Genomic DNA, 12,171 nt, shown 5'->3' on the forward strand with positions numbered 1-12,171 from the left:
AAGAAATACGATCAGGGTTTGCCGTGATCGTCGTCGGAGGTGGAGGAAGTTTTTCAAAATGGGAGGAAATCAAATGCTGACAAGGCTACGACTATTTGTATTCGGCTTGATCGTGGCGCTGGCCATCCCAGCGGCGGCACAGGCCAAGACCTTCTACTGGATTTCGCATGGCGGCCCGGCCGATCCGGTTTGGACCTACTTCCTCGCCGGCGCCAAGCAATGGGCGACGGACACCGGCAACACCGTCAACACCTCGTTCCACAATGGCGACGTGTCGTCCCAGCAGGAGGCTGTTCGCGCGGCCATCGCTGCAAAGGCCGACGGCATCACCACCACCAGCCCCGACCCGGGCAGCCTTATCGAGCTCGCTAAGGAAGCCCGGGCGGCAAACATCCCGATCATCAACTTCAACACGCCCGATCCGAAGGCGGACTTCAACGCCTATGTCGGCGGCGACAACGTCACCTTCGGCAAGAACTGGGCGCAGTATCTGGTCGACAAGGGCCTGGTGAAGAAGGGCGATTTCGTCTGGATGCCGGTCGAAATCCCGGGCGCCACCTATGGCGTCCAGGAAGAAGAAGGCATCAAGAGCGTCTTCGAGCCGCTCGGCATCACTTATGAAATCACCGAAGCCACGCTCGATCAGGCCGAAGCGATCAACCGCATGGTCGACTACCTCACTGCCAACAGGGCCAAGGTCAAGGCGATCATCGGTCTCGGCGACCTGGTGACCGGCTCGATCAAGCGGGTGTTCGACCAAGCCGGCGTCAAGCCCGGTGAAATCCCGGTCGTCGGCTGGGGCAACTCGCTCGACACCACCCAGGAGGTGCTGACCGGCTACGTCAATGCCGCACAATGGCAGGATCCGCAGGCGACCAGCTATGTGGCGCTTTCGATCGCCAACATGGCCGCCAGCGGCATTCCGCCCGGCTTCGACGTGATCACCGGCGCACTCTACGAAAAGGACACCGCACAGGTCTACGACGACATCCTGTCCGGAAAATAAAACCGCGATCGGGATGGTCGCGGCACGCCTGCCACGATCATCCCCATCATCCCGCTGAGCCTCGAACCGCCTCATGCGGCGCCGGGTTTGGCCAGTCCCAACCATGTCGCGGGTCCAACGTGGAAAACAGCTCCATCATCCAACGCTCGATCGCCAGGCCGGAATTCGGGCCCTTCGTGCTGCTTGTCGTCGAGCTCGCGGTGTTCTGGGGGTTCAACCACGACTTCCTGTCGCCGCAGAACATCAGCAACATACTCGCCTTCACGGTCGAGCTTGGCCTGATTGCGCTGGCGATGACGCTGTTGATGACTTCAGGCGAATTCGACCTCTCGGTCGGATCGCTGTTCGGTTTCTCGCCCGTCTTGATGTGGACGCTCTTCAACAGCGGCCTGACCTCGCTGGAAGCCGGCTTTATCGTGGCCTTGCTGGTTGCCGCCTTCATCGGCCTAGTCAATGGCTGGTTCGTGACGCAACTCAAGATTCCATCCTTCCTGGTGACGCTCGGCATGCTGCTGGTGGTGCGCGGCACCGCTCTGTTCGTCACCAGCGGATTTCCGCAACGCACCTGGAGCGCCGAAGGCAGCTGGCTCGCCGAGGCGCTGGTCGGCGATTTCTTCATCGGGCCGTTCCGCATCTACATGTCGCTGTTCTGGTTCATCGCAGCCGCGATCGCACTCGGTTACGTGCTGACACAGAGCCGGACCGGCAACTGGATCCAAGCGGCCGGCGGCAACCCCAATGCGGCAAGGGCGCGCGGCGTCAATGTCAGCGGCGTCAAGATCGGCCTGTTCATCCTGTCGTCGATCATGGCTTCGCTTGCCGGCGTCATCAGCTCGCTGCGCACCTCGGCGGCCAACCCGAACAGCGGCACCGGCTACGAGCTCGAAGTCATCGCCATGGTGGTGATCGGCGGCACGGCGCTGACCGGCGGACGCGGCACCATCATCGGAACCGTGCTCGGCATCCTGATCCTGCGCGTGATGCGCAACGGCATCGTGCTGATCGGCGTGCCAGGGCTTGCCTACAACATCTTCATCGGCGCGATCATCCTCGGCATGATGGCGCTCCACTCATGGCTGGAACGCCGGCATCAGGCGGGGACTTGAACCATGGCCGAACCGCTTGTCCGCATGGAAAACATCCGCAAGTCCTACGGGCGTGTGCAAGCGCTGGTAGACGCCAATTTCCACGTCAATGAAAGGGAGATCGTCGGCCTGCTCGGCGACAATGGCGCCGGCAAGTCGACGCTGATCAAGGTGCTGTCGGGTGCGGTTCCGCTGACCAGCGGCGACATCTTCATCCGCGGCAAGAAGGTGGACTTCCGCAGCACCAGCGACGCCATCGCCCAAGGCATCGAGACGATCTACCAGGACTCGGCACTGGTCACGCAATTGTCGATCGCGCGCAACCTGTTCCTCGGGCGCGAGCCGATCAAGCCGCCGCGTTTCCTCAACCGTATGGACCAGGAGGCGATGAACGTGGTCGCCCGCGATCTGCTCAAGCAGGTCGGCATCTCGAAGAACATCCCGCCGACCACACCGATCGGCTCGCTCTCAGGCGGCGAGCGGCAGGCGGTGGCGATCGCACGCGCCATGCATTTCGACAGCGACCTCATCATCCTCGACGAGCCGACCAACAATCTCGGCGTCGCCGAGACGCAAGGTGTGCTGAGCTTCGTGCGCAGCGCCCGCGATTCCGGCCATTCCTGCATCTTCATTGCCCACAACATCCATCACGTCTTCCAGGTGGTCGACCGCATCGTCGTCATGCGCCGCGGCAAGGTGGTCGCCGACGATATAGACCCGAAGAACACCAGTGTCGCCGAGGTCGAACGGATCATCACCGGCATGTCCGACAAGGAGATCCGCGACGCCATCGTCCAGGGGAAGCAATCGCAGGGCTGAGTGGCCAGTTGGAAGCCGGGTTGGCCGTATCTCTGGTACAGGATCACATCGGCTCCTATGACTGCGACAATGAAAGCCACCGTTGCGGACATCGCCAGAAGCTGCGGGCTGTCGACCGCAACGGTCGACCGGGTGTTGAACAACCGGCCAGGCGCCAGCGCCGCGAACCGGCAGCGGGTGATGGAGGCGGCCAAGCAGCTTGGCTATTTGCCGGTCGTGGATCAGGTCGTGTTGCCCTCGCGGCCGGCGCATCTCGAGTTCTTCCTGCCGATCGGCTCCAATGCCTTCATGATGGATCTGGCAAATCATATCGAGGATTATGCGGCACGCCTGCCGCTTGTCGCCTCCTGCCGCATCCACAAGCTCGCCGGGATCTCGCCGAGCGCGTTGCAGGCGGCCGTCGAAAACCTCTCGCTCAAGGCAAACGGCGTCGGCGTCATCGCGATCGATCATCCGAGAACGCGCAACATCCTGCGCGAGATCGTCGAGGCCGGCATCCGCCTGGTCACGCTGGTGTCGGACGTTCCGGGCGCACCGCGATCGGCCTATGTCGGCATCGACAACCGTGTCGCCGGGCGCACCGCAGCCCTTTTGATGGGACGTTTCCTGGGCGGGCGCACGGGCCATCTGGCGATGGTCGTCGGCTCACGCTCCTATCGCGGACATGAGGAACGCGAAATGGGCTTTCGTTCCGTGCTCAGCGAGGAGTTCCCCAATTTGACCGTGACCAGCGCCGTCGAGATCAACGACGAGCCTGATATCAGCTATACGGCAACGATGAAGGCGCTGCACAACGAGCCGGAACTGCTCGGCATCTATTGCGTCGGCGCCGGACGTTCTGGTGTGGCGAAAGCGCTGCTGGAAGCCAAGCCGCAAAGGAAGCCGGTGTTCATTTGTCACGACCTGACGAGGGCGACACGCGGCTATCTCGTCGACGATCTGCTCGATGTCGTCATCGACCAGAATGCACGACTGATCGCCGAGCAATCGGTCATTCGCCTGCTCGGCTCGATCGCTTCCTCGGCGCCCTATCTGACGCGGAAATTCATCGAGCCACGCCTTATCTTCAAGGAAAACGTGCCGGTCCAGTGACGCCGCGCTTCCAGACCGACATCGCGAATTTTGAGACGACGCCGCAAGTCTGCACACCAGCTATGCAACTTTTGTTGTTGCCGAATCATTAAGCAACCCATATATGTTGCGTGTCGGCCATCTACTCCTCCCAGATGTGATGCCGACGCTGAGTGCGGCGCACCTCCTCCCGTGCCGCATTCGACATCAAGCCCGCTGCCACCTCCTCCCGGCAGCGGGCTTTTTTTGTTCCGGCTCCGGTTGGGCAAAGGCTGGGGTCATGACTATCACCGGACATGATTGTCGGTCCGCGCGCCGAATGACCATTTAGCGGCGATCATCACCGGCTTGTTCGGGCCGTTGACTAAACGGACCGCCAGAATGCCAGCCCCGGTCGGGTCGGGAATGCTGGCGGCATCGTCGTCACTTTCGCCATCAATGCAGTGAAGACTTACCGGCCGACCCTGGCTGATCCTGCAGCAGACCGCCGCGTTCTTCGTCATTCGGTTTATTCAATCTGCGCTCCCGTTCAGCAGTCTGAGCACGAATGACAGCTGTCACCAGGGTTGATTGCCCGACAGCATGTTCGCCCGCAAAGGTGCGAGCGGTAGGGCATGTTGCAGCCGCGATCAGCGGATCCGTCGGAATCCCGTCACACTTGTCACTCTCACCAATTCGTTGTCGGTCCTATCCTGCCTCACCAACAAGCAACAGGTAGCAAATGGTGCGGCGACAGACCGGCAAAGGAGAAGCGCGATGACGGCACGTCCGAACGGACAAAAGAGCATTCGGCGGCGCGGCTCGCAATGAACACGCTACCGATCGTTTCGCCGCTGGCGAGACTATCTGGCCCTGAAAGAGCTGATCAAACCTTCCGCCATGCGGACAAATTGCGCGCTGGGGCCTTCGGCTCCGACGCTTTGAAGGCTGACACGGGCGCCTTCAAGCAGCAGCGACAATGTATCGGCGAGCAGCTCCGGCTGCCCGATGCCGGCATCCCGGCACAGGCCGACCAGACGGTCGCGCTGGGCCTGCTTGAGTTCCTTGATCACACGCCTCGCCGGATGGTCGGTTTCGCTCAATTCGATGGCGGCGTTCGCCATATCGCAACCGCGACCGTCCATCATCAGGCAATCGGCCGCCATCCGAACCCAGGCGTGCAGTTGCGCAAGCTTGTCGCCCGGATGCTCGGCCTCGAACTTTTGCCACATCGCGTTGGCGCTGCATGCGGTCGCCCGCAGGCACTCGATGACCAGATCGTCTTTGGACTCGAAATGACGGTAGAGCGTCATCTTGTTGGTACCTGCGGCCTCAGTGATCGCGTCGACGCCGACGCCCTTGATGCCATGCTTGTGGAACATATCCCGTGCCGTCTCCAGGATGCGATCCCGGGGGCGGATGCGTTCCGCAGTGCCGTCTTCCATCAAAACCTCCTTGGTTTCCGGGATTTCCGAAAAATCCCTCGGTACACCTCTTGACTAGGGTGTTACCGGTCTGTAACTTCTAGATGTTACTTACTGGTAACACCCCCATTGCCTCGTGTCAATCTCGCAGGCGCCTGTGAACAGCCTCCGCCGAATCGGCCCAGGCATGAAACTGCGCCCCAGGCGACTTTGGCCGCGAACAGGAAGACCACCCGATCTGCGGCGTACGTCGCAGATCGCCAAGCCAGGAGCCGCTACGATGTCGCAGCGCAAAGATTTGACGATCGACGAAGTTGTGAAGGATCCGATGATCCGGATGCTGATGCAGGCCGACCGTGTCGACCCGCGCTCTTTCGAGACGATGCTGCGTACCCTTGCGGATGCGCAAGGCCGCAGCCGCAAGGCGCCGCCTCGTTTCCTGGAGGATTCCGGGCAAAGCCGCAGCCGGCGGCTGTCCAGGCTGGCCAAGGCCTTTGGCCAGGCGAGAGCATCGGGCGAGGCGTGCGTGTCATGGTAAATTTCTTCATCCACCGTCCGATCTTCGCATCGTCGATCGCCATCATCATGGTGCTCGCCGGGGCGATCTGCTATTTCCTGCTGCCTGTCTCGCAGTTTCCCGATATCACGCCGCCTCAGGTCGTGGTCAGCGCCAACTATCCTGGCGCCAGTGCGCAAGTCGTGGCCGACACCGTCACGACGCCGCTTGAACAGCAGATCAACGGCGTTCAAGGCATGACCTATATGTCGTCGTCGAGCTCCAATGACGGCTCGTCGACGATCACCGTTACCTTCGAGGTCGGCTATCCCCTGAGCACCGCCGCTGTCGATGTCCAGAATCGCGTCTCACAGGCGGCGTCCTCGCTGCCGGCCATCGTCAACCAGGGCGGCGTGACGATCAAGAAGCAGAACCCGAACTTCGTCCTGATCGTCAATCTCACCTCGCCCGACGGCTCCGTCGATCCGGTCGCGCTCAGCAACCTCGCCTACCTGCAAGTGGTCGACCCGCTGAAGCGCCTGCCCGGCGTCGGCGACGTGCAGATCTTCGGCGAGCGGCGCTATTCGATGCGCGTATGGCTCGATCCCGACAAGCTCGCCAATCTCGGCATCACCGCCGTCGATGTCCAAAACGCCATCGCCGAGCAGAATGTCCAAGTCGCGGCCGGCAAGATCGGACAGTCACCGGCGCCGGCCGGCACCGCTTTCGAAATGCAGGTCAACGCCGTCGGCCGACTGAGCGATCCCAAGGAATTCGGCGACATCATCGTGCGCGCCGATGCCGCGAACGGTTCGCTTGTGCGGTTGCGCGACGTTGCGCGCATCGAACTCGGCGCCCTGCAATATTCGTCGTCGGCGTTCTTCGGCGAGGACCCGACCGTGGTGCTCGCGGTCTACCAGATGCCGGGCTCGAACGCGCTCGATCTGCAGCAGCGCGTCAAGGACAAGATGCAGGAACTGTCGGCCCGCTTCCCGAAGGGCGTCAGCTACGCCATGCACTACGATACGACACGTTTCGTTTCGGCGTCGATGCAGGACGTGCTGGTCACGCTCGGCGAGGCGCTGGTCCTGGTCGTCGCGGTGGTGTTCATATTCCTGCAGAGCTGGCGCACCACGATCATCCCGACGATTGCGATTCCCGTGTCGCTGGTGGCCACGCTCGTCGTCATGTACATGTTCGGCTTCTCGCTGAACATGCTCAGCCTGCTCGGCATGGTGCTGGCGATCGGCCTCGTCGTCGATGACGCGATCGTCGTCGTCGAGAATGTCGAGCGCCAGCTGGAGGCCGGCCTCAAACCGCTGGCTGCCACGCGCGCGGCGATGGCCGAGGTCACCGGCCCGATCATCGCCACGACCGCCGTGCTGATGGCCGTGTTCGTGCCGGTCGCCTTCATACCCGGCGTTTCCGGCCGGCTCTACAACCAGTTTGCGCTGACGGTGGCGATCTCGTTCGGCATCTCCGCCTTCGTCTCGCTGACGCTCACCCCGGCGCTCAGCGCCGCCTTCCTGCGCCACCGCCCGGCAACGCAGTTCGTGCTGTTCCGCTGGTTCAACACGGGCTTCGACCTGATATCGCATGCCTATGCCCATGGTGTGCGCTTCCTCATTCGCCTGCGCTGGATCATGCTCGGCATATTCGCGGCCGGGCTTGTCGCCACCTATTTCGTCTGGCAGCGCCTGCCCTCGACCTTCCTTCCGGTCGAGGACCAGGGCTATTTCTTCGTGGTCATCCAGTTGCCGGATGGGGCATCGCTGGAACGCACCGACGCGGTGGCGCGGAAGGCGCGCGATATCCTGCAGAACACGCCCGGTGTCGACATCGTCGGCTCGATCAGCGGCTTGAACTTCCTCACCAGTGCGGCCCAGTCGAACTCGGCGGTGGAATTCGCCATCCTGAAACCATGGGACGAACGCGGCCCTGACCAGAGCGCCTCGAAGCTCGTCGCCGACGTGCGCTCGAAGCTCATGGAACTTCCGGAAGCGTTCGCGCTGAGCTTCGATCCGCCTTCGATCCCGGGCATCGGCACGACCGGCGGTTTTGAGTTCCAGGTGGAGGACCTGACCGGTCGCGGCAGCGCTGCGCTCAACGACGCGACGCAAGCGGTGCTCGCCGAAGCGCGCAAGCAGCCCGAGCTCAACCCGCAGCAACTGTTCTCGTCGTTCTCGACCTCGACGCCGCAGTTCAACTACGACCTCGACCGCAATAAGGCGAAGCTGCTCGGCCTCAGCCTGCCTGACGTGTTCAACACGCTGCAGATCTATCTCGGCTCGCTCTATGTGAACGACTTCAACCTGTTCGGCCGCACCTTCAGGGTGACGATCCAGGCCGACAAGGATGCGCGTGCGGGTGCCGCCGACATCTCGCGGCTCTATGTGCGCAATGCCTCAGGCGGCATGGTGCCGTTGAGCACGCTCGGCAAGCTGGTGCCTATCGTCGGCCCGGAAACCGTTCCGCATTACAACAACAATGCGTCGGCCCTGATCAACGGCGGTGCCGCACCCGGCTTCTCCTCGGGCCAGGCGGTCGCGGCGATGGAACGTGCCGCTGCCACGGCACTGCCGAAGGATTTCGGCTACGAATGGACAGGGATCACCTATCAGGAGCTCAAGGCCGGATCGATCGCCTCGATTGTCTTCGGTCTCGCCATGGTCTTCGTCTTCCTGATCCTCGCTGCCCAATATGAGAGCTGGGCCATGCCTTTCATGGTCCTGCTCGCGGTGCCGCTTGCCCTGTTCGGTGCGTTTGTCGCCCTGTTGATGCGCGGCATGCAGATCGACGTCTATTCGCAGATCGGCTTCGTCATGCTGATCGGGCTGGCGGCGAAGAACGCCATTCTGATCGTCGAGTTTGCCCGGCGCCGGCGCGAGGAAGGCCTCAGCATCGTCGACGCCGCAATGGAAGCGGCGCGCCTGCGGCTGCGGCCTATTCTGATGACCGCTTTCGCGTTCATCCTCGGTGTGCTGCCGCTGATGTTCTCGACAGGTGCTGGCGCAGCGAGCCGCCAGTCGATCGGCACCACCGTCTTTGGCGGCATGGTCGCAGCGACGATCCTGTCGCTGGTGTTCGTGCCGGTCTTCTATGCGGTTATCGAGCAGCTGCGCGAGCGTGGCAGCAAGAGCGAACCCGTTGCCGAACCGACTGAACCGACTGCCGAACCCGCTTTCGAGCGATTGGCCGAAGCGGCCGAATAGGATTGGAGAATTGATCATGCGTAAATGGAAAATTGCGTTGGGAGCAGCCGTCGCCGTTGGGGCGATCTCGGTGGCGAGCGTTCACTTGCTCGACATGGGCGATTTCGGCCTTAATGCCGGTACGGCAGGGGCGGCAACACCTGAACCCGCGGCGGCGTTTGTCATGCCGGTGCCGGTGGTGAGCGTCGTCAGGAAAACGATCCCGATCTATCTCGACTATGCCGCCCGCACCGAGCCGATCCGCAGCATCACGCTGCAGGCGCGCGTGCCGGGGTATCTGCAGGAGCAGGTCGCGCCCGACGGCAGCGATGTCAAGAAGGGCGACCTTCTCTACAAGATCGCTCCAGAGGATTTCCAGGCTGCCCTTGAACAGGCGAAGGCTCAGGTCCAGCGCGACGAAGCAACGCTCGACTATGCCCGTTCCAGCCTTGGTCGCGGCACCGAGCTGGCCAAGAGCGGATACATCGCCAAGGATGCGTTCGACCAGCGCACCAGCAGCTTGCGTGAGGCCCAGGCCTCGCTCGCCGTCAACCAGGCGGCGGTGCGGACCGCCGAGCTCAATCTGAGCTATTCGGAAATCAAGGCGCCGTTCGCCGGGCGCGTCGGCCGCAACCAAGCCTCGGTCGGAACGTTGGTCAGCGTCGCCGGTACGGTGCTCAACACGCTGGTGCAGCTCGACCCGATCTATGTCACCTTCAATCCGAGCGAAACGGATCTGGTGCAGATCGAGGAAGCCCGCGCGGCGGGGCCCATCGATGTCGACGTCCTGCTTCCCGGCGATACCGAGCCGCGCCAGAGAGGTCAGCTCACCTTCATCGACAACACGGTCGATCGTTCGACCGGCACCATCACTGCACGGGCGACGATCGGCAACGCCAAGTTCACGCTGCTGCCGGGCCAATATGTTCGTGTGAGATTGCACATCAAGCAGCAGCCCGATGCACTGATGGTGCCGCAGACGGCGTTGGGATCGAGCCAGCTCGGCAAGTACCTCTACGTCGTCGGCAAGGACAACACTGTCGACCAGCGCATCGTTTCGCTCGGGCCGACCAATGGCGATCTGGTGGCCATCTCGAGCGGCGTATCGGAAGGCGACCAGGTGATAACAGGCAATCTGCAGAAGATCGGCCCGGGAATGCCTGTCTCGCCGCTGCCACAGAAACCGGCCACCTGATACCCCCCCATCAGGCCCGGTCCAGCGGCGCCCTCGGCATAGCCGGGGGCGCCGTTTTGCTGAGCAGTTCGACAAGGCCGGCGATATCGGCGCGATCGGCCTTGGCCGGCGGTATGAAGGCGCAATAGGGATGGCCGAGCCGGACCGAGACCGACGACAGCGCGATCAGCCGGCCCGCTTCCAGATCGGCGCGGGCCATGATCCTCTGGCCAAGGGCTATTCCGAGACCCAGCCGGGCCGAGGTGATCGCCAGGCTAGACAGTCCGACGCGCCGCCCATGCGACGGGTCAGGCGAGCGGCTGCCGCCTGACGCCGAAAACCAGTCCGCCCATGTCGGATGCGAGACATAGTTCGGACCCCAGTTGGTATGGATGAACATGCTCTCGTGCACATCCGACAGGCTGGAGGCACCGTCGCCGTATCTCTGCCAAAAGTCCGGCGCGCAGACCGGCAGGACATCGTCATGGACGAGACGGACGAGCCGCAGGCCGGGATAGTGATAGTCGCCATAGCTGATGCGAAGATCGATGTTCTGGCGCACCAGGTCGACGGGATCGTCTTCGACCCTAACGTCGATCGCCATTTGCGGGAAAGCGTCGAGAAGCACGGCCAGCCTCGGCGCCAGCCACAATTCGGCCAGCGAGAACGGCACGCTGATGGCGAGACGGGTTTTTAGGCTGCCATCCAGCATGCGCCGCCCGATCGCCGCGATGTCGCCCAGGGCGCGCGCCGTCTGCGGATAGATCGCATGACCGGCGTCGGTCAGCGCGATGCGGTTGCCGCTGCGCACGAACAACTGCTTGCCGAACCAGGTCTCGAGATTGCGGATCTGCTGGCTGACCGCCGCCGAGGAGACGCCGAGTTCGGTGGCGGCCAAGGTGAAGCTGCCGGTGCGCGCCGCGACCCCGAAGGCCTTGATCGCGTTCAGCGGGGGGAGCCGTTCCATCGAGTCTTCCATAAGTTTTTCCTGCGGAAGACTAATAATTTTCGCCATTGAGAGAAAGATTTTTTTGCCGTCTTCTGTGTCCAAACCTTGGAGCATGAGACGATGAAAGATATTCTCGATCTGGACCGGTACCCGCTCGACCGTGAAGGCAGCGCCGAGTGGAAGCGCCTCGTGAAGACCTCGATTGCGGCGCTGGAGGCCGACGGCATGTTCAATCTCGAAGGTTTTTTGCGGCCCGGCGTAGCCGAACGGGCGGTGCAGGAAATCCAGCCCGTCATGGCGACGCGCTCGCACGTGCACAAGCGGATGCACAACATCTACTTCAAGCCTGATATCCCGGAGCTCGCTCCGGACCATCCTGCGCTGCGCAAGGTCGAGACCATCAGCCATACGGTCTGCGCCGACCAAATTCCTGACAGCCTCGTGCTCGCCATTTACGAATACGAACCGCTGCTGCGCTTCCTGGCGGCGGCGATGGGCAAGACGCGACTGCATGTCATGCAGGACCCGCTGGCGCGCACCAATGTGATGGCCTATCGCGCCGGCGAGGCGCTGAACTGGCATTTCGATCGCTCGGAATTCACCACGACCCTGTTGTTGCAGGCAGCGCAACGCGGCGGCGATCTCGAATACCGCACCGATCTCCGCTCGGACGACAATCCCAACTACGACGGCGTCGCCAGGCTGCTCGAAGGACGCGACCCCGAGGCAAGGATACTGCGCATGATGCCGGGCACGCTGAACGTCTTCCGCGGCAAGAACACCGCGCATCGCGTGACCACTGTCGAAGGCGAATACGACCGCATGATCGCGGTGTTCTCCTACTACGAGAAGTCAGGCGTGATGTTCAGCGACGAGGAGCGCATCGGCTTCTACGGCCGGGCCGCCTGAGGCCGAAGGCGCCGACATTCTGCCTGGAATCGCGAGTTCACAAATAGGGCCTTGTTAGATTGTCGACA

General features: G+C 62.5%; 11 protein-coding genes. 8 read left to right on the forward strand and 3 right to left on the reverse strand.

Features of this window, described 5'->3' with window-relative positions; genetic code table 11:
- Positions 1–73: 73 nt before the first annotated feature.
- The 4 genes from AC0NIE_RS29950 to AC0NIE_RS29965 all read left to right on the forward strand — a co-directional run bounded on the left by AC0NIE_RS29950 (position 74) and on the right by AC0NIE_RS29965 (position 4,002).
- Positions 74–1,006 (forward strand): substrate-binding domain-containing protein, encoded by a 933-nt coding sequence (locus AC0NIE_RS29950; protein WP_473488270.1) that lies wholly within the window; start codon positions 74–76, stop codon positions 1,004–1,006.
- Between the two features lie 119 nt (positions 1,007–1,125).
- Positions 1,126–2,112, forward strand: coding sequence for an ABC transporter permease (locus AC0NIE_RS29955; RefSeq protein WP_123146974.1), 987 nt, complete (start codon positions 1,126–1,128; stop codon positions 2,110–2,112).
- 3 nt (positions 2,113–2,115) lie between these two features.
- Positions 2,116–2,910: an ATP-binding cassette domain-containing protein gene (locus AC0NIE_RS29960; protein ID WP_473488271.1), complete on the forward strand. Its 795-nt coding sequence runs from the start codon at positions 2,116–2,118 to the stop codon at positions 2,908–2,910.
- Positions 2,911–2,979: 69 nt separating this feature from the next.
- Positions 2,980–4,002, forward strand: coding sequence for a LacI family DNA-binding transcriptional regulator (locus AC0NIE_RS29965; RefSeq protein WP_473488272.1), 1,023 nt, complete (start codon positions 2,980–2,982; stop codon positions 4,000–4,002).
- A 266-nt stretch (positions 4,003–4,268) separates the two neighbouring features.
- On the opposite strand, the gene AC0NIE_RS29970 is transcribed toward AC0NIE_RS29965, so the two are convergent.
- Complete coding sequence (locus AC0NIE_RS29970; RefSeq protein WP_473488273.1) at positions 4,269–4,484, reverse strand: hypothetical protein; 216 nt, start codon at positions 4,482–4,484, stop codon at positions 4,269–4,271.
- A 339-nt stretch (positions 4,485–4,823) separates the two neighbouring features.
- Positions 4,824–5,405 carry a TetR/AcrR family transcriptional regulator gene (locus tag AC0NIE_RS29975; protein ID WP_123146972.1) on the reverse strand — a complete coding sequence of 194 codons (582 nt, stop codon included), beginning with the start codon at positions 5,403–5,405 and terminating at the stop codon, positions 4,824–4,826.
- A gap of 259 nt (positions 5,406–5,664) precedes the next feature.
- On the opposite strand from AC0NIE_RS29975, the gene AC0NIE_RS29980 reads away from it, so the two are divergent.
- Genes AC0NIE_RS29980 through AC0NIE_RS29990 form a run of 3 tightly spaced genes read left to right on the forward strand, consistent with a single transcriptional unit; the run spans position 5,665 to position 10,266 of the window.
- Positions 5,665–5,922, forward strand: a complete 258-nt coding sequence (locus AC0NIE_RS29980) for a hypothetical protein (RefSeq protein ID WP_287245229.1) — start codon at positions 5,665–5,667, stop codon at positions 5,920–5,922.
- The gene (locus tag AC0NIE_RS29985) at positions 5,916–9,092 is read left to right on the forward strand and encodes an efflux RND transporter permease subunit (protein ID WP_473488274.1); all 3,177 of its coding nucleotides are present in this window, start codon (positions 5,916–5,918) and stop codon (positions 9,090–9,092) included. The genes AC0NIE_RS29980 and AC0NIE_RS29985 overlap by 7 nt, the downstream gene beginning before the upstream one ends.
- 16 nt (positions 9,093–9,108) lie before the next feature.
- Positions 9,109–10,266 (forward strand): efflux RND transporter periplasmic adaptor subunit, encoded by a 1,158-nt coding sequence (locus tag AC0NIE_RS29990; RefSeq protein WP_473488275.1) that lies wholly within the window; start codon positions 9,109–9,111, stop codon positions 10,264–10,266.
- A 10-nt stretch (positions 10,267–10,276) separates the two neighbouring features.
- Here the strand turns inward: AC0NIE_RS29990 and AC0NIE_RS29995 are convergent, their stop codons facing one another.
- The gene (locus AC0NIE_RS29995) at positions 10,277–11,212 is read right to left on the reverse strand and encodes a LysR substrate-binding domain-containing protein (RefSeq protein WP_473488276.1); all 936 of its coding nucleotides are present in this window, start codon (positions 11,210–11,212) and stop codon (positions 10,277–10,279) included.
- Between the two features lie 102 nt (positions 11,213–11,314).
- Here AC0NIE_RS29995 and AC0NIE_RS30000 point away from each other — a divergent pair, with 102 nt between their 5' ends.
- Positions 11,315–12,103, forward strand: a complete 789-nt coding sequence (locus AC0NIE_RS30000; RefSeq protein WP_473488277.1) for a HalD/BesD family halogenase — start codon at positions 11,315–11,317, stop codon at positions 12,101–12,103.
- The last annotated feature ends 68 nt before the right edge of the window (positions 12,104–12,171 follow it).

Source organism: Mesorhizobium sp. WSM4842, from assembly GCF_055901575.1.